This is a genomic window from Marinicauda sp. Alg238-R41, assembly GCF_947331485.1.
Classification (GTDB): domain Bacteria; phylum Pseudomonadota; class Alphaproteobacteria; order Caulobacterales; family Maricaulaceae; genus Marinicauda; species Marinicauda pacifica.
In genome coordinates this window covers 167367-183751 of sequence record NZ_CAMZOJ010000002.1, presented here as the reverse complement: position 1 = coordinate 183751, position 16385 = coordinate 167367, and the positions used below count along the sequence as shown (strand labels likewise).

The window sequence follows — 16385 nt, the reverse complement described above, 5'->3', positions numbered from 1 at the left end:
GGGCTGAACGCGTTTCGATCAAGTTAGCGCCGCGTTCCGGCACCAGTCTTGCGTCGCCGCAATCCGGGACAGAACGCGATGAGGCGATCATGCGGTTTTTCGATCTGGATATCCAGCAGCTTGGCGAACGCGACCTGGCAGCCTGGCGGCGCTTCGCCGCCCCGGGCGGACGCTTGATAAGCCCTTATCTGACCCCCGATTTCGCCAAGGTGATCGCCAGCGCGCGTGACGATGTGCGCGTCGCCGTCGCAGAGGATGCGGACGGTCCTGCCGCCTTCTTCGCCTACCACGCCGGCTCCATCGCGCGCCCGGTCGGCGCCCCGATGTCGGACTATCAGGGGGTTGTGTGCCGGGAAGGCACACAGGTCAGTGCGTCCGACCTGCTCAACACCACCCAGACCGGGGCGCTGGTGTACGAAAACTGGGCGACCACACCGGCGCCGGGCCGTGTTCGCTCGATTGGCGGCTCCTGCGTGCTCGACCTGTCAGAGGGTTCGCAGGCCTATTTCAAGCGCCGCCGCAGCCTTTACCGCAATTATTTCAGGAAAATGGACCAGCGCGCCCGCAAGGCCGAGCGCGAATTCGGCGCGAGGCGGGTGGAATTTGGTGATCCGCTCGGCGCCCATTTCGAAACGCTCAAGGCTTGGAAGAGTGCGCAATACCGCGCCAGCGGCCTGCTCGACCTGTTCTCGATCGGCTGGGTCGATCAGGCGCTGGAAAGCTTTGCCGCAAGGCGCTTCGGGCCCTTCCGCGGGCTGACCTGCGCGCTCTATTTCGGTGACCGGCTCGCCGCAGTGGAATTCGGCCTCGTGGCGGGCGGCGCCTACCATTCCTGGTTCCCGGCCTATGACCGGCAATTTGCCAGCGCTTCTCCCGGTCTGCAGCTCATCCACGCCATCGCGGAGGCCGCGCCGCGCCTGGGTATCGACCGCATCGATCTCGGCAAGAGCGAGGCGGACTACAAGAAATACTATGCCGACTACGAGGTCCCGCTCGCGCAGGGCCGCGTCCTGACCGGAAGCCTGGCCGGTGCGCGTATCGCAGGCTGGGAACTGGCCGAAGCCGTGACCCGGCACCTGCCCGGCCCGGCGTCGCAAATACCCGCCCGGCTGCGCCGCCGCTGGGCGCAGACCAGCGCCTTCGAGCCGCGCCGCGCCCGCAGGCTGGCCCTTATGGGCGCGGCGGTCGGCGCCCGGTTCGGGTCCTCGCGCGACTAGTCCTGCGTTCCGGGCTCCGCGCCCCAGGGCGCCGGTGGTGTGCTGACCGTTTCGGTCAGATCGATCCGGGCCTCGAAATGGCGGCCAGGCCGGTCCAGGGCATAGACCAGCGTGTCGCCGCCGTCTTCGATGGCGAGCGTCCACACATTATCCATCGAGGCCGGGATGCCCTCGCGTTCGAACAGATCGCGTGAGAAGTCATCGGCCGGGAACCGGGCGGACAAATCGTCCACCTCACCTTCAGTGTCCCCGCCATACTGGGTCAGCGCATCCTCGCTGCCGTCCTCGTGACGATGGTCGTGCTTCAGGCGAAGGCGGCCATCCTCCAGGCGCGTCACCACCCAGGTGCGCGAGCGGTCGTCGCCGACATGCAGCGGCATGCGCACCATGTTGTCGGTACACGTACGTACATGCACGGTCAGCACCTCCCCGGCCCAGTCCGCGTCGGCGGGATCGTCGGACACGACTTCACCCTCGAAAGCGTCTCCGCACAGCGATTGCAGCGCTGCGAACAAGGTGGACTCTGTCCCGGTTCCCTCCTGCGCGCTGTCGGGGTCCGTCCCGCAGGCAACAAGCACGAGCGCGCCGGCGGCGGAAAAAAGAAGATGTTTCATGAGCCACGGGCCTTTTGTTTGAGGGCTTCGAAATCGGCGCCCAGCATCTCCGCCAGCATTTTCTGCGTCCCGCCTTCGGGATCGGGCGGCGTACCCGCCGTCAGCCCGCCATCGACGACCAGGGCCTGGCCCGTGACGAAGCGTGCAGCGTCACTGCCAAGGTATACCACCGCCTCGGCGATATCGACTCCTTCCCCGCCGACCGGCAAGGGCTGGGCAAACGAGGAAACCTGACGCAGCACGTCGTATTTCTCTTCCGCCTCATCCTGGCTCAGCCCCATGGCCCGGCCGAAGACCGCGGTCGTGATCATGCCGGGATTGACGCAGTTGACCCGGATCTTGTCCGCGGCGAGGCGCACGGCGGCCAGCTTGGTCAGATGCATGATCGCCGCCTTGGCGATGGAATAGCAGACCGGGCCGTAATTGGTGCCGATCCCGGCGACCGACGCGGTGGAGACGATGGACCCGCCACCCTGCTCGCGCATCACCGGCACGGCATGCTTGATGCCCAGAAGGGCCGCGCGCACATGCAGGCTCATCGTGCGGTCGAACACATCGGCGCCGATATACTCCATCTCGGCATCGGGCTCGGCCGTGCCTGCATTGTTGAAGAGGATATCGAGCCGGCCCCAGGCCTCGACCGCCGCGTCGATCATCGCTTTGATGTCACGCTCCTGGGTCACATCGGTGTGGACATAGCGGATATTGGGCGAGGTTTGCGCAATCGCCTCGCCGCGATCGTCCTGGATATCGGCCAGGATCACTTTCGCCCCTTCGGCCTCGAACAATTCCACCGTCGCGCGGCCGATCCCGCTGGCGCCTCCGGTAACGATGGCAACCTTGCCCTCCAGGCGTCCACTCATGACCTCTCCTCCCGTGTCTGGGGCTGTGTTTTTATGAACTTGGTTCAGAGGAGCACGGCCTGCCGCGCCTGTCGAGCCTCACGCCAGCCTTTCCACCAGCCAGGGCAGCGACACCTCCAGCCGGAAATCGATGCCGGAATGCGTGCCCTCGAATTCCTCGTAGCGATGCTCGACGCCGAGATCGTCCAACCTCGCCTTCATGCGCCGCGCCGGATACAGGAAATCGTACTGGTCCTGACGTCCGCAATCGATGAAGAGGGCCTTCATCGCGTTCAGGCTTGCGGCATGCTGGTCAACCATTTCCAGCGGGTCCCAGGCGAGCCAGTTGGCCCAGCGATCCGCGATCACCTCGCATGTGTCGTGCGTGACCGGAAGGCGAATCCCGTACGGCTCCTCCGGGGCGGGATCGTAGGTTGCCCCCATCGCCAGAATCATCAGGGCCTCGATATCCTCGCCGCGCACCCGGTCGCTGGCTTCGAAACGCTCAAAGAAATCGGAGATCGTGCCCGCCTTCGCGACCTGACGCAGCGTGGCCGGCATCATGCGCAGATAGGCGATGTCAAAGCCCATATCGCCCGCATGACACGCCGCGCCCGACCAGAAATCGCTGTGCAGCATGGCGTGAACGATGGCGCCATACCCGCCCGAGCTCTTGCCGAACACACCACGCTTTCCCGGCCCGCCGCACCTGAACGCCGCCTCCACCGCCGGGACCATCTCTTCGATCAGGATGTCCTCCCACGGCCCCATCACGGACGAGTTGATGAACTGGTTGCCGCCCAGCCGGGTAAACGTGTCGGGAAAGGCCACCACGCACGGCCCGATCCGGCCTTCGCCATACAGGCGGTCCAGGCGCTCGGGCAGATTCTCTCCGAAATTCTTCCAGGCGGTGTGGGCCAGCCCGCTACTGGTATAGCCCGCCAGGCTGACCAGAAGCGGCAAATCCGCCCCGTCCGATCCGTGCGGGACCCAGACATCGATGGCCCGGCGCGCCGGATCGCCCAGAAAATTGTCCTTTAGAAGCTCGGACTCGATCACTAGGCGCTCGACGCGTCCGGCCGGATGGGAATGGCGCGCAGTCATGAGGGACCCCCGTATCGGTTTCGGTTCGCGCGGAGCCTAGGCACGAGGTGGCGCACGTCAAACCCCGCCAGCCGCCTGCCTCCGTTCCGCCAACTCAGCCTCGTCACACCTGGCTCACCCGGAGAGGTCCCACTTTGTCATCCCGGCCGAGTGAAACGAGAGCGGGGGTCTCGTGAGGGAGGCAGGCTCGCACCTTTTACCCGCGCGAGGCCCCGGATCGCCTGCGGCGTCCGGGGTGACAGGGGGAGAGATCGTTGAGGTCTGGATTGCACCGGCTGCGCGGGGCTCAGGCCGGGCGGCGGCTCTTGAAGGCGGCGGCGAGCGTGCCGTCGTCGAGATAATCGAGTTCTCCGCCCACCGGCACGCCGCGCGCCAGCGAGGTGATGTCCACGCTCGCGCCTTCCAGCTTGTCGGCGATGAAATGGGCGGTGGTCTGTCCGTCCACGGTGGCGTTGAGCGCGAGGATGATCTCGCTGGTTTCCTCGCGTCCGGCCCGTTCGATCAGCTTGGCGACATTGAGCTGGTCGGGTCCGATCCCGTCGAGCGCGGAGAGCACGCCGCCCAGAACGTGGTATCGGCCCTTGAAGGCAGAGGCGCGTTCGAGCGCCCACAGATCGCCCACCGTCTCGACCACGCAGATCACCTTGGGATCGCGCCGTTGGGAGGCGCAGATGGCGCACGGATCGGTCACGTCCAGATTGCCGCATTCGGCGCAGGCACGGATTTTCGCCGCAGCCTCGCCCATCGCTTCGGCCAGCGGCTCCATCAGCTGCTCGCGCTTTTTGAGCAGGTGCAGCGCCGCCCTGCGGGCCGAGCGCGGCCCGAGACCGGGAAGCTTGGCGAGCAGCTGGATCAGCCGCTCGATTTCGGGACCGGATGCCTGATTCATCAAGGGGCTAGAACGGGCCGCCGCCCTTGCCAAAAGGCAGGTCCATACCGGGGGGCAGGCCCATGCCCTGCGTGACTTCGCCCATCACCTTCTGCTGGGCCTCGTCCGCCTTGCGGCGCGCATCGTTGAGCGCGGCCGCGAGCAGGTCTTCGAGCACCTCGACCTCTTCAGGATCGACGATCGCCTTGTCCAGATGCAGCTTCTTGACTTCGCCCTTGGCGGTCATCTCGATCCTGACCATGCCGCCGCCGGACTGGCCGGTGACTTCCACGTCGGCCAGGCGCTCCTGGGCGTCCTGCATCTTCTTTTGCATTTCCTGGGCCTGCTTCATCAGGCCGGCGAGGTCTTTCATGAGCGGCGCTCCTTGCGGATCGTATCTTCAGAGGGTTGGACGGCGTCGGCTGGATCTTCCACGGCGTCGGCGCCCGCAGCTGGCGGCTGCGGCGCCTCGACCGACAGGAGTTCGGCGCCGGGAAAAAGCGTCAGCAGCCTCACCATGGCCGGGTCGCGCTCGGCACGCTCCAGCGTTTCACGATGTTCGCGCACCCGGCGCTCATGCAGGGTTTCACCACCGCGCGCATCGGCATTGCCGTCCACCAGCCAGCGTGCTCCGGTCTGCTCCTGCAGGAAGGCGGACAGACGCCCGCCCAGATCACTTGGCGCGCCCTTGGCTGCCTCGAAGATCAGCTTGGGCGCGCGGACCGTGACCGGGCGGACATAGCGCTCCACGTCGCGTTTCAGGGCGATGTCGCGCTCACGGTCAACCAGGGCGACCAGTTCGTCCAGCGAGGCGGGACCGGTCGCGTCTTCAGCTTCAACTTCAGCTTCAGCTTCGGGTTCTGGCTCAGGCGCTCCGGCCTGACCTTGCGGTCCCGGGGCGGGCGCTTGCGGAGCTGCGGCTCCGGCGCCAGACGCCGCGCCCGTCACACCGCCCGCCAGCAGGCGCGCGGCATCTTCCGGGGAAGGCAGGCAGGCCGCGGCCATCAGGCGGATGATCGCCATCTCGGCGGCCGAAACCGGGTCGGGCGCATTGCGGACATCGTCGAGACCGGACAGGGCGGTCTTCCAGAGACGGGTCAGCCCGGCGAGCGAGGTTTTCGACGCGAGCGCGGAAAGGGTCTCGATCGTCTCGCGCGCCTCGGCGATCTCGGCGTCCTCGCCGACAGCCTTGATCCGGCTCATGGCATGCAGATAGTCGAGTACGTCGCGCATCAGAACCTGCGGGTCGGCTCCCGCATCGTACTGCGCCCGCAGCTCTTCCAGAGCGTCCTTTGCGCGGCCTTCGAGCGCGGCGCTCAACAGGTCGAGCACGCGCGAGCGGTCGGCCAGGCCCAGCATGTCGCGCACGTTTGCGGCGCTGACCGGTCCGTCGCGTTCTGCCTGCACGATGGCCTGGTCGAGCAGCGACAACGCATCGCGCACCGAACCTTCGGCCGCCCTGGCAATCGCCATCAGGCCCTCGCGCTCGACATTCGCGCCTTCCTGCCCGGCGATTCTTTCCAGGTGATCGGCCAGCACGCTGCGGTCGACGCGTTTCAGATCGAAGCGCTGGCAGCGGCTCAGCACCGTCACGGGCACCTTGCGGATCTCCGTCGTCGCGAAGATGAACTTCACGTGCGCCGGCGGCTCTTCCAGCGTCTTCAGCAGCGCATTGAAGGCCGAGGTCGACAGCATGTGGACCTCGTCGATGATGTAGACCTTGTAGCGCGCCGACACCGGCGAATAACGAACGCCTTCCAGAATCTCGCGGATATCCCCGACGCCGGTGCGGCTGGCCGCATCCATTTCCATCACGTCGACATGGGAGGATTTTGCGATCGCCGCGCAATGGCGCCCCGGCGGTTCGAGCCGGATGGACGGCCCCTTGACCGTGTCCGTCTCGTAGTTGAGGGCACGGGCGATCAGGCGCGCCGTCGTCGTCTTTCCGACCCCGCGCACGCCGGTCAGCATGTAGGCGTGAGCGACCCTGCCCGCCTGGAACGCATTGGTGAGCGTGCGCACCATCGCGTCCTGGCCGATCAGGTCTTCAAATGTCTGGGGACGGTATTTGCGGGCCAGCACCTGGTAGCCGGGCTGGGAGGCGCCCGGCGCCTCGAACCCGGGCAGGGCCACATCGTCAGGGCCCGGCGCGGCGGGCGCGTCGGCTGCCTCCGGCGTGTGAGGATCGCGGTCGAAATCGTCCATCACAAGGCCGGCGCCCTTCCCCGCGAATGATCAAGTGGCGTGGAGCGAATAGATTGGAAGACGGCGGAAGACCGGACAGCGACCCGAACCGAAACTCGTTACGGCTGCTTCCTTCCGGACCTGACCGGGTTGGCGAGGGGCTCGTCCGCCGCCGGCCTTCCTGTGCTCAATATTGCGTCGCGCGCGGGCAAACGCAAGGCAAGCCCGCAGACTCGTCCGCGCCGTCCGTCGGCCTGCCGCTTGCGCCGCAGGACGCTAAAGCTCGCCGGCCTCGCGCAGGAAGGCGGCGTGCTGCTGCAACACGGCGATGGTGCGCGGATCGCCGCCATCGCCCACCAGGCGCTCGATCCACAATTCGACCACGCGGGACTGGGTTTCCAGCCAGCGTGAAAGAGACGGCTGATGCGGCGGCGCCGATACCGGCTCGCGCACAAGGTCGAGATGGGGAATCTTCATGAGGCTCGCTCCGCTTGACTGGGCTCAACTGGGACTCAACACCCTCAGCCTAACCGCATTTGCGAAGCATTCGCAATGAACTCCTGCAATGCGCCTCATGCCGCACGACACAAAAAGCCCCGCTCCGGTGTGGAGCGGGGCTTTGTGCCCGGCTGGCCCGAAGACCAGCCGATGAATACGAGTGCCGACTAGAAGCGGCGCACGTAGGACGCACCGAAGGAATCGGCTTCGGCATCGTCTTCGAACTCGTAGCGCGTGTATTCGACGCGCACGGCGTTCGGGCCGTTGAAGGCCCATTCGGCGCCGGCGCCATAGGCGAAGCCGTCGGTAGAATCAGACAGCGTCAGGCCCGCGGCGGAGGCTTCCGCTTCGGCGTAGGCGTAACCGGCCCGCGCGAAGAGGTTGAAGCCCTGGCCCACCGGATACTGGGCTTTGGCGTACGCGCCGACGATATAGTCGAGCGAGACATCGCCGGTGATGCCGGCAGCGGTGACGTCTTCGTCGCCCAGGCCGATCAGGGCTTCGCCCTCGACACCGACATAGTCGTTGAAGTCATAGCCACCGCGCAGATTGAGCGCGTCGAACTCGATGCCGTCAAAGTCCAGGAAGGTGTAACCGGCACCGAAATGCACGTTGCCGGCGTCCTGAGCGGAAGCACCGGCGGTCACCGCGAGCGCGGCAGCGGAAGCGAGGAGGAGAGTTTTCATAATCGATTGTCCTTGTAAGCAGGCTGTTTTGTTCCCCAGCCGTGGAACGCATCTGATGCGCCTGCGCCGAACCCGCAAGCGGTGATCTGCAGCACCTACTCACCTGCGAGATCGATGTGTTGTTTTCAGGATACTCATTGTGGCATTCCTGCGGCGAACTGGCGTCAAGAATGCGCTAAGTCCCTGTTATTGAATGCATTCAGCCATACTGGCCTTTCTCCGCCGGCGGCGAAGATCGGCTTGAAGACCCGGCTCGCGGTTCACCGCAAGATCGGTTAGGTCTTGAGCCATGACCGAGATACGCCCCCTCACCTTCACCGCCTCGCCGCTCGACTTCTCCGGGCTCGAACGCGCCGACCAGGCCTGGGTCGAGACCCAGCGCCTGGACAGCTCCGCCAAGGTCCTTCTGCTTCACAAAGGCAGCCTGGCGACCGATTCTGCCGGGGACCCGTTCGTGGTGCGTGCGCGGGAAGCCGACGATCTGCCGATCGCACGCCCGGGCCTGGTCTTTCTGGGCCGATGGGACAGCACACCCTGGTTCTGCGCTGCACTCGAACCCGGGTCGGTTCCGGATGGATTGAACTTCCGCGTCGCCGCCATGCGCGCCGAGCCGGACTTTGCCTGCCTGATGGGCCGGGCCGCGTCCCTTCTCGCCTGGCATGGCCGGCGCCGTTTCTGCTCCAATTGCGGCCATGAGAACCGGGCCGGCGTCGGCGGGCTGAAACTGGACTGCGGCTCGTGCGGGATGGAGCATTTCCCGCGCGTCGATCCGAGTGTGATCATGCTGCCCTTCAGCGGCGACCGCTGCGTGCTCGGCCGCCAGGCGAGCTGGCCGCCGGGCATGTATGCGACGCTGGCCGGCTTCATGGAGCCGGGCGAGACCATCGAGGAGGCGTGCGCGCGCGAAACCCGCGAGGAGATCGGCCGGAAGGTGCTCCACGCGCGCTACGTGGCGAGCCAGCCCTGGCCCTTCCCCTCCTCGCTGATGATCGGGCTGATGGCCGAGATCGACGAGGGCGAACTCTTCCCCGATGACGACATCGAGGACGCCAAATGGTTTACCCGCCCGCAAGTCCGCGAGCTCTACGAAGAGAATAACTGGGCCCCGAAGCACTTCTCGATCTCCAGGCTTCTGATCGAAACCTGGCTGGCCGGCGAGGAAAGCTGAGGACAAAACCCGCGACGACCTGACGCGTGTGAAACTTCTGCACACGCGTTAGTTAGGAAAGCACACTGGAAACATTGCCTCATCGCGCTGGGCGTGCCAAACACAGCGCCGAATTCTGGACAGGTGGGAGAGAGGACGTCGATGGGCGATCTTTTCTGGAATAAAGTTGCCGGGGCCGTTCTGGCCATTCTTCTGATCATTCTGGGCCTGCGCACGTTTGGCGAAGGTCTGTTCGGCCATGAAGAACTTGACCCTGAAACGCTGGCCTACCCGATCGATCTGTCCGTCCTGGACGTCGCGGGCGCAAGCGAGGAAGAGGAAGAGGGCCCGGTCGACTACGGCGCGCTTCTGGCCGCAGCTGACGTTTCGGCGGGTGCACGTGTCGCGAACCGCTGCGCGTCCTGCCACACCTTTGAAGAAGGCGGCGCGGACGGGACCGGCCCGCACCTGTGGGGCGTGGTCGGGCGTCAGGTCGCAGCCGTTGACGGCTTCAACTACTCGTCTGCCATGGAAGAATACGGGTCTGGCGGCACGGCTTGGATGTTCGAGAATCTCGACAATTTCCTGGCCAATCCGCGCGGCTACATCAACGGCACGGCGATGAGCTTTGCCGGCCTGCGCGACCAGGAAGACCGCATGAACCTCATCGCTTACATGCGCACCCTGTCGAACGACCCCGCCCCGCTGCCCGAACCGCTTCCCGAAGAGGAACCGGCCGAGGAGGTTGCCGGCGACGAGATCGTGGATGCCGAGGTCGAAACCGACATCAACAGCCCGTCTGAGGCGGTCGCGGAGACCAACGAACTCGATCAGGAAGACGCTGTCCTGGAAAACGCCGACGAAGACGCGGCGCAGGACGAAACGTCCCCCGAAGACGAAGCGAGCGAAGAACCGAACGAAGGCTGACGCCTCGCTTCAGCGACAGACACAAAAAACCCCGCTCCGGACCGGAGCGGGGTTTTTCTTGGCCGGTTGGCCCAGCCTACATCATCCCGGTCCAGCCGGTTTCCACCGGCGGGCGGCAGATCGCCGAGATCGGAGAGGATTTATGCGCAATCCGCTTGGCTGCGGTGGCCAGCGGCTCGACGACCGTGGCCATGTGATGCGCGTTGGCATGAAGCAGTGAGCGGGAATCGGTCATGATGCCCACATGGCCGGGCCAGAAGATCAGGTCGCCGCGCTGCAGGCCGGCCAGATCGTCACTGATATCCAGCGTGTTCCAGCGAGTCTTCGCCCAGGCTTCCTGCTCCTTTGTGTCGCGCGGGAAGCCGCGCACACCCGCCGCTTCCAGCGCGGTCTGGACCAGGCCGGAGCAATCCAGCCCGATGCTCTCCCGGCCGCCCCACAGATAGGGCGTGTACAAGAACCGCTCGGCGACCGCGACATAGTCGCTTTCCGCCGCGCCCAGCACGGCCAGATGCGTTTCGAAGATCCAGCCCAGACGCTGGCAGTCGATGAACTTGCCCTTGCGTTGCGCCGATGCGACCTTGGCATTCAGAGACACGATGGCGCGCGGACGCGATTTCAGGTCCGGCTCCGAGAACGCGTAGGTTCGCAGGGCGGAGACCCGGTGCGTGGAGATCAGGACCGGCTCCTCCAGCGCGCTGAGAGACACCCAGCCCGAGTAATCGTCGCGGCGGGCCGTGCCGTACGCCCAGCCGTTCTCTTCCTTCTCTACCGAGAAGACTTCACCGTGGAGCAACTGGCTGTCCATCGGCGCATTCTCGGAGGGAGACGCTCTCAGTGCTGTCACTGAGGCTGTTACCTGGTAGTCGGTCATGTCGGGTTATCCGTAGCGTCGCTTCAGGAAATCGTAGAGGGCGCGGGCTCCCATCATCTCGCCGCCCGCCGGATGGCCGGGCCGCGATTTGGGGTTCCACGCAAAAATATCGAAATGCATCCAGGCTTTCGCGTCACGGGCAAACCGGCGCAGGAAGAGCGCCGCCGTGATCGATCCTGCAAAGCCGCCCTCGGCGGCATTGTTGAGGTCGGAAATCTCACCATCCATCCAGCTATCGTAACCGTCCCACAAGGGCATGCGCCAGAGAGGATCATCGACCAATCGAGCGGCGGCCATGACCCCATCGCTGAGTGCATCATCGTCGGTATAGTACGGCATGACTTCGGGACCGAGTGCAACCCGGGCCGCGCCGGTCAGCGTAGCCATGTCGATCAGCAGATCGGGGTCGCTCTCGCATGCCCGGGTGATCGCGTCGGCCAGTACCAGGCGCCCCTCCGCGTCGGTATTGCCGATCTCGACCGAGAGACCCTTGCGCGAGGCCAGCACGTCGCCGGGACGGAAGGCGTTGCCGGCAATCGCGTTCTCGACCGCGGGGATGAGCACATGCAGGCGCACGGGCAGCCCGGCATCCATGATGATCGACGCCAGACCCAGAACGTTCGCCGCTCCGCCCATATCCTTCTTCATCAGGCGCATGCCCGTCGCGCCCTTCACGTCCAGCCCGCCGGAATCGAAGCACACGCCCTTGCCCACCAGCGCCACACGCGGGTGAGCGGGATCGCCCCATTCCATCTCGATCAGGCGCGGCGCGTCCGTGGAGGCGCGCCCGACCGCATGGATCATGGGATAGTTCTGGGTCAGCAGGTCGTCGCCCGTGACCACGCTGACGCTCGCACCATGGGCCTCGGCCAGCGTGCGGGCCGCAGCTTCCAACTGGGTTGGAAGCATGTCCGCGGCCGGCGTATTGACCAGATCCCTCGTCAGGAAAGCCCCGGCCACGATACGCGCGGCATCGGCCATGTCGGCGCCCTGGATGGGCGCGAAACGCGCCGGCTTGCGCGGTGGCGTACGGTACCGGGTAAAGGCATAACCGCCCAGCGCCAGCGCGATCTGTGTCTGGGTCGGGTCCCAGTCTTCCGGCAGGGCCTCCAGGCGCCAGTCGCCTTCGGGCAGCGACATCGCGGCCGAGGCTATGTCGAAAGGACCGTTCGCCGGACCGGCGCCGATCAGCGCATCGACAGGGCCGTCGGGCAGAACCAGGCACTCGCCCGGATCGGCCTGGAACGCCGTCCGGTTGACATGGCCGATCTTGGCGCGGAGCGATTCCAGCTCGGCGGCGGGGACGATGCGGGCAGTCCGCGCATCGCCGTTCTCGGGCGCGAAAGTGTCGGTCATGGGCCTCTTTTTTGCGTCTGCCTAATGCCAGCCAGACCGGTGCCCGCAGGGTTGGGCCAAAGCGTTAACGCCTTCTTGACCAGAGCAAGAGACATTGAGCTTTCACCGTCTGGCGCCCAAAGAGGTAGACCATGGCAACGCGTTTGTCCGCCCTTCTTCTCATGACTTCGATCTCGCTCGGCGCGTGTGCCACAAGCGCCGAACTTGCTCCGACCGAGCAGGAAGAAGCGCTCGCCGCCCAGCTGCAATCGGCCTCGATCGTCCCGGCCACGGCCGACGAGCGAGCGGCGATGGAGAATCAGGACCTGCTCACCCAGGCCGCCTTCTGGGCCGAGGCGATGGAGCTGAACCCGGCAGACCATGAGGCCGCCTACAAGCTGGCTTCCGTCGTGCGGCGTCTGGGCAATGCCCGGCGCGCGAGCGAGATTGCCCGCCAGGCGCTGGCGCTTCGCCCCCAATCGACCGAGCTGAACCGGGAGCTGGGTCTGGCCCTGACCGCCTCCGGCCAGGGCGGCGAGGCCATCGAACCTTTGTCGGCGGCCTTGCGCAATGCCCCCGATGACTGGCGCCTTATCAATGCGCTCGGGGTCGCCTTCGATCAGGCCGGACGCAGCGCCCAGGCGCGCGAACGCTTTACGCAGGCCCTCCTGCTGGCTCCCGGCGAGCCGGCGGTCCTCTCCAATCTCGGCCTGTCCTACGCGCTGGCCGGCGACCCGGAACGCGCCGAGGACTTCCTGCGCCGCGCGGTCGCGAGCGGCAGCGTGGACTCCCAGGTGCGCCAGAATCTCGCCCTCGTCGTCGCGCTTCAGGGCCGGTTCGACGAAGCCGAGCAGATCGCGCTGGAGGACGTCACCCCCGAAATGGCCGAAGCCAACATGGCCTATGTGCGCGACATGATGAGCAGTCCGCGCCGCTGGGACGATCTGCGCGGCGCCGAAGGCTGAGACGGGGCTTGGGCCATCGAGCGCGTAAGAGGCTTCAATCCTCGCTGAAGACACTTGCCCCCCAGGAGAGGCAGGACTGCCCTCCTTCGATGAGGGGTACTCACCTCCTTGCGCCGTCATCCGACCCTTCGAGGCTCCGGGCTGCGCCCGAAGCACCTCAGGATAAGGGCGAGGACGACATCAACCCATTGTATTAAAATATAAAACTTATCCCACCCGGCACCCTCATGCTGAGGTGCGAGCGTAGCGAGCCTCGAAGCATCGGAGGGCAGGCGCAACGCGACCCAAAGGGCGAAGGGCGCCCTGTCCTCTCTGGGTCCTGACTTACGTCAGGAAAGAGAAAGAGAAGGACCTGGAGGACGAGACGCTGTCCCCCTCCCCTCCCGCATCCCCTACCCTCGCGAGGCTCTTTCTCATCCTGTGACAACACGCCAGAATCGCCACCGCCCCAATATAAGCGCCGTGATAGTCGTAGTAGTAGGAGGTCAGCGCCCGCCTTTCGGCCCCGGAGTCTCACGACATCCCGCCGGAAACCCCACCGAAGCGCACCCTCAAAGCTGACCGCGCTGGATCGTCCGGCGCCAGTTCGCTATTTCCACCCGATGACAGTTTTCATCGATGCCGATGCCTGCCCGGTCAAGGACGAGGCCATCCGTGTGGCCGAGCGCCACCGCACCAGGATCCTGCTGGTCTGCGATGGCGGCCTGCGCCGCCCGCTCAGCGAGTGGGCCGAGCTGGTCATCGTGCCGGAAGGCCCGGATGCGGCCGACGATTACATCGCGGAGCGTGCCGGACCGGGCGATGTCTGCATTACCGGCGACATCCCCCTGGCTGACCGATGCGTGAAGGCCGGAGCCCGCGTGCTCGATCACCGCGGTACCGAATTCACCGAGAGCTCCATCGGGTCGAAACTGGCGATGCGCGATCTGATGACCGATCTGAGAAGCGCCGGCCAGATGGAAGGCGGCGGCGGCAAACCCTTCGGCCCGCGCGACCGGTCCGATTTCCTGAACGGGCTCGAACGCGTCTTCCAGGCACTGAAACGCGGGCGCTAGAACGGCCAGGCTTTTTCAGCCCGACCATCGCTTTCGCGCGCGGATCGATTACCTTCCCCGCCAGCTTTGACAGACAATCCGGGAGTTCGACCCATGAAGACACGCGCCGCTATCGCCCACAAAGCCGGGGCACCGCTTTCCATCGAAACGGTCGATCTGGAGGGTCCGCGCGCCGGTGAGGTTCTGGTCGAGATCATGGCCACCGGCGTCTGTCATACCGACGCCTTCACCCTCTCCGGCGACGATCCTGAGGGCCTCTTCCCCGCCATTCTCGGCCATGAGGGCGCGGGTATCGTGCGTGAGGTCGGCGCCGGCGTGACCAGCGTGAAGCCAGGCGATCACGTCATTCCGCTCTACACACCGGAATGCCGCGAGTGCGAGTATTGCCTCCACCCCAAGACCAATCTCTGCCAGAAGATCCGCGGCACCCAGGGCCAGGGCCTGATGCCGGACGGCTCGAGCCGCTTCTCCCTCGATGGCGAGCCGATCTTCCACTACATGGGCTGCTCGACCTTCTCCAACTACACCGTCATGCCCGAGATCGCGCTGGCTAAAATCCGCGAGGACGCGCCGTTCGACAAGGTCTGCTACATCGGCTGCGGCGTGACCACGGGCGTCGGCGCGGTCGTGTTCGACGCCAAGGTCGAGCCCGGTTCGAATGTCGTCGTCTTCGGCCTCGGCGGCATCGGCCTGAACGTGATCCAGGCGGCCCGCATGGTGGGCGCGAACAAAATCGTCGGCATCGACATCAACGAGAACAAGAAGGCGCTGGCCGAACAGTTCGGCATGACCGACTTCATCAACCCGACCAAGGTCGACAACGTCGTCGAGGCCATCGTGGACCTGACCAAGGGCGGCGCGGACTATTCGTTCGAATGCATCGGCAATGTGAAGACGATGCGCCAGGCGCTGGAATGCGCGCACAAGGGCTGGGGCGAGAGCGTCATCATCGGCGTCGCCGGAGCCGGCCAGGAGATTTCCACCCGGCCCTTCCAGCTCGTGACCGGCCGGGTCTGGCGCGGCAGTGCCTTCGGCGGCGCGCGCGGACGCACCGACGTGCCGAAGATCGTCGACTGGTACATGGACGGGAAGCTGAATATCGACGATCTCATCACCCACACGATGGGTCTGGACGAGATCAATTCGGCCTTCGATCTGATGCATGAAGGCAAGTCGATCCGTTCGGTGATCGAATACTAGGCGCGACAGGAGAGACCGGAGCCCCATGATCGAGAAGACATCTGAAGCGCTCTGCTTTGGCGGCCGCCAGCAGGTCTGGACGCACAAATCGGAGGCCACGGCCACCGACATGACCTTCGGGCTCTACCTGCCGCCCCAGGCAGAGGAGGGTCCGGTTCCGGTTCTCGTCTTCCTGTCGGGGCTGACCTGCACGCATGAAAACGTGATCACCAAGGCCGGGTCGCAGCACTATTGCGCCGAGCACGGCATCGCCCTGCTCGCCCCGGACACGTCCCCGCGCGGCCTCGACCTGCCCGGCGAGCATGACGATTACGATTTCGGCTCCGGCGCGGGCTTCTATCTCAACGCCACGCAGGAACCTTGGGACGCCCACTATCACATGGCCCGCTATGTGAGGGGTGAGTTGCTCGACGCGGCCGAGATGGCGGCGCCCGGGCTCGACATGGACCGGGTCTCGATCACCGGCCACTCGATGGGCGGGCACGGCGCGCTGACGCTGGCGCTGCGTCATCCCGACCGGTTCAAATCCGTCTCTGCCTTCGCACCGATCTGCGCGCCCAGCGAGGTCCCGTGGGGCGAGAAGGCCTTCTCGCGCTATCTCGGCGAGGACCGCAAATCCTGGCGGCGCTATGATGCCTGCGCCCTGATCGAGGACGGGGCCCGTGTGCCCGAAATCCTCGTCGATCAGGGCCTGGCCGACAATTTCCTGGATGAACAGCTGCGTCCCGAGCGCCTGGAAGAGGCGTGCCGGGATACCGGCATCACGCTGACCGTGCGCCGCCAGGCCGGCTACGATCACAGCTATTACTTCATCTCGACCTTTATCGGCGACCACATCCGCTGGGCTGCCGAGCGCCTGAAGGCGTAAG

Annotated in this window: 17 protein-coding genes and 1 other RNA gene; 7 read left to right on the top strand and 11 right to left on the bottom strand. The window is 65.6% G+C overall.

Translation table 11 applies throughout. The features are described 5' to 3' along the window. The first annotated feature begins 89 nt into the window (after positions 1-89). Positions 90-1217 (top strand): GNAT family N-acetyltransferase, encoded by a 1128-nt coding sequence (locus PGP17_RS09340; protein WP_270375129.1) that lies wholly within the window; start codon positions 90-92, stop codon positions 1215-1217. On the opposite strand, the gene PGP17_RS09335 is transcribed toward PGP17_RS09340, so the two are convergent. From PGP17_RS09335 to PGP17_RS09295, 9 genes are all read right to left on the bottom strand, one after another. Continuing rightward, positions 1214-1831 carry a hypothetical protein gene (locus tag PGP17_RS09335; RefSeq protein WP_270375128.1) on the bottom strand — a complete coding sequence of 206 codons (618 nt, stop codon included), beginning with the start codon at positions 1829-1831 and terminating at the stop codon, positions 1214-1216. The two genes, PGP17_RS09340 and PGP17_RS09335, sit on opposite strands and share 4 nt — an antisense overlap. Then, positions 1828-2694, bottom strand: coding sequence for an SDR family oxidoreductase (locus PGP17_RS09330; protein WP_135944367.1), 867 nt, complete (start codon positions 2692-2694; stop codon positions 1828-1830). Before PGP17_RS09330 ends, PGP17_RS09335 begins: the two co-directional genes overlap by 4 nt. Before the next feature lie 78 nt (positions 2695-2772). Further along, entirely contained in the window at positions 2773-3777 is a 1005-nt protein-coding gene (locus PGP17_RS09325; RefSeq protein WP_270375127.1) for an alpha/beta hydrolase, read from the bottom strand. Between the two features lie 286 nt (positions 3778-4063). Beyond that, complete coding sequence (gene recR, locus PGP17_RS09320) at positions 4064-4669, bottom strand: recombination mediator RecR (protein ID WP_442915144.1); 606 nt, start codon at positions 4667-4669, stop codon at positions 4064-4066. A 4-nt stretch (positions 4670-4673) separates the two neighbouring features. Continuing rightward, on the bottom strand, positions 4674-5018 hold the full coding sequence (locus PGP17_RS09315) for a YbaB/EbfC family nucleoid-associated protein (RefSeq protein WP_135944372.1): 345 nt from the start codon (positions 5016-5018) through the stop codon (positions 4674-4676). After that, complete coding sequence (locus tag PGP17_RS09310; protein WP_270375126.1) at positions 5015-6850, bottom strand: DNA polymerase III subunit gamma/tau; 1836 nt, start codon at positions 6848-6850, stop codon at positions 5015-5017. Before PGP17_RS09310 ends, PGP17_RS09315 begins: the two co-directional genes overlap by 4 nt. A 63-nt stretch (positions 6851-6913) precedes the next feature. Beyond that, an RNA gene (gene ffs / locus PGP17_RS09305) (signal recognition particle sRNA small type) lies at positions 6914-7010 on the bottom strand. Positions 7011-7105: 95 nt separating this feature from the next. Further along, positions 7106-7306, bottom strand: coding sequence for a hypothetical protein (locus tag PGP17_RS09300; RefSeq protein ID WP_270375125.1), 201 nt, complete (start codon positions 7304-7306; stop codon positions 7106-7108). A gap of 188 nt (positions 7307-7494) precedes the next feature. Continuing rightward, positions 7495-8013, bottom strand: a complete 519-nt coding sequence (locus PGP17_RS09295; protein ID WP_270375124.1) for a porin family protein — start codon at positions 8011-8013, stop codon at positions 7495-7497. Positions 8014-8302: 289 nt separating this feature from the next. Between PGP17_RS09295 and nudC the strand changes: the two genes are divergently transcribed. After that, complete coding sequence (gene nudC / locus PGP17_RS09290; protein ID WP_270375123.1) at positions 8303-9181, top strand: NAD(+) diphosphatase; 879 nt, start codon at positions 8303-8305, stop codon at positions 9179-9181. A gap of 141 nt (positions 9182-9322) precedes the next feature. Beyond that, entirely contained in the window at positions 9323-10087 is a 765-nt protein-coding gene (locus PGP17_RS09285; protein WP_270375122.1) for a c-type cytochrome, read from the top strand. 76 nt (positions 10088-10163) lie between these two features. Here PGP17_RS09285 and PGP17_RS09280 read toward each other — a convergent pair whose 3' ends face one another. Next, the gene (locus PGP17_RS09280; RefSeq protein WP_270375121.1) at positions 10164-10961 is read right to left on the bottom strand and encodes a C40 family peptidase; all 798 of its coding nucleotides are present in this window, start codon (positions 10959-10961) and stop codon (positions 10164-10166) included. Between the two features lie 6 nt (positions 10962-10967). After that, complete coding sequence (locus tag PGP17_RS09275; RefSeq protein ID WP_270375120.1) at positions 10968-12317, bottom strand: leucyl aminopeptidase family protein; 1350 nt, start codon at positions 12315-12317, stop codon at positions 10968-10970. A gap of 131 nt (positions 12318-12448) precedes the next feature. Here PGP17_RS09275 and PGP17_RS09270 point away from each other — a divergent pair, with 131 nt between their 5' ends. The 4 genes from PGP17_RS09270 to fghA all read left to right on the top strand — a co-directional run bounded on the left by PGP17_RS09270 (position 12449) and on the right by fghA (position 16384). Continuing rightward, positions 12449-13261, top strand: a complete 813-nt coding sequence (locus PGP17_RS09270; protein WP_135944387.1) for a tetratricopeptide repeat protein — start codon at positions 12449-12451, stop codon at positions 13259-13261. 602 nt (positions 13262-13863) lie between these two features. After that, complete coding sequence (locus tag PGP17_RS09265; protein WP_270375119.1) at positions 13864-14316, top strand: YaiI/YqxD family protein; 453 nt, start codon at positions 13864-13866, stop codon at positions 14314-14316. 93 nt (positions 14317-14409) lie between these two features. Next, positions 14410-15516, top strand: coding sequence for an S-(hydroxymethyl)glutathione dehydrogenase/class III alcohol dehydrogenase (locus PGP17_RS09260; protein ID WP_270375118.1), 1107 nt, complete (start codon positions 14410-14412; stop codon positions 15514-15516). 25 nt (positions 15517-15541) lie between these two features. Continuing rightward, the gene (fghA, locus tag PGP17_RS09255; protein WP_270375117.1) at positions 15542-16384 is read left to right on the top strand and encodes an S-formylglutathione hydrolase; all 843 of its coding nucleotides are present in this window, start codon (positions 15542-15544) and stop codon (positions 16382-16384) included. Position 16385 lies beyond the last annotated feature (1 nt).

Excerpts from the sequence above, each read along its gene's own strand:
- fghA (WP_270375117.1), top strand. The coding sequence starts at position 15,542 with ATGATCGAGAAGACATCTGAAGCGCTCTGCTTTGGCGGCCGCCAGCAG.
- PGP17_RS09335 (WP_270375128.1), bottom strand. The coding sequence starts at position 1,831 with ATGAAACATCTTCTTTTTTCCGCCGCCGGCGCGCTCGTGCTTGTTGCC.
- PGP17_RS09330 (WP_135944367.1), bottom strand. The coding sequence starts at position 2,694 with ATGAGTGGACGCCTGGAGGGCAAGGTTGCCATCGTTACCGGAGGCGCC.
- nudC (WP_270375123.1), top strand. The coding sequence starts at position 8,303 with ATGACCGAGATACGCCCCCTCACCTTCACCGCCTCGCCGCTCGACTTC.
- PGP17_RS09325 (WP_270375127.1), bottom strand. The coding sequence starts at position 3,777 with ATGACTGCGCGCCATTCCCATCCGGCCGGACGCGTCGAGCGCCTAGTG.
- PGP17_RS09280 (WP_270375121.1), bottom strand. The coding sequence starts at position 10,961 with ATGACCGACTACCAGGTAACAGCCTCAGTGACAGCACTGAGAGCGTCT.
- PGP17_RS09285 (WP_270375122.1), top strand. The coding sequence starts at position 9,323 with ATGGGCGATCTTTTCTGGAATAAAGTTGCCGGGGCCGTTCTGGCCATT.
- PGP17_RS09260 (WP_270375118.1), top strand. The coding sequence starts at position 14,410 with ATGAAGACACGCGCCGCTATCGCCCACAAAGCCGGGGCACCGCTTTCC.
- PGP17_RS09315 (WP_135944372.1), bottom strand. The coding sequence starts at position 5,018 with ATGAAAGACCTCGCCGGCCTGATGAAGCAGGCCCAGGAAATGCAAAAG.
- PGP17_RS09300 (WP_270375125.1), bottom strand. The coding sequence starts at position 7,306 with ATGAAGATTCCCCATCTCGACCTTGTGCGCGAGCCGGTATCGGCGCCG.
- PGP17_RS09340 (WP_270375129.1), top strand. The coding sequence starts at position 90 with ATGCGGTTTTTCGATCTGGATATCCAGCAGCTTGGCGAACGCGACCTG.
- PGP17_RS09265 (WP_270375119.1), top strand. The coding sequence starts at position 13,864 with ATGACAGTTTTCATCGATGCCGATGCCTGCCCGGTCAAGGACGAGGCC.
- PGP17_RS09310 (WP_270375126.1), bottom strand. The coding sequence starts at position 6,850 with ATGGACGATTTCGACCGCGATCCTCACACGCCGGAGGCAGCCGACGCG.
- PGP17_RS09275 (WP_270375120.1), bottom strand. The coding sequence starts at position 12,317 with ATGACCGACACTTTCGCGCCCGAGAACGGCGATGCGCGGACTGCCCGC.
- PGP17_RS09295 (WP_270375124.1), bottom strand. The coding sequence starts at position 8,013 with ATGAAAACTCTCCTCCTCGCTTCCGCTGCCGCGCTCGCGGTGACCGCC.
- PGP17_RS09270 (WP_135944387.1), top strand. The coding sequence starts at position 12,449 with ATGGCAACGCGTTTGTCCGCCCTTCTTCTCATGACTTCGATCTCGCTC.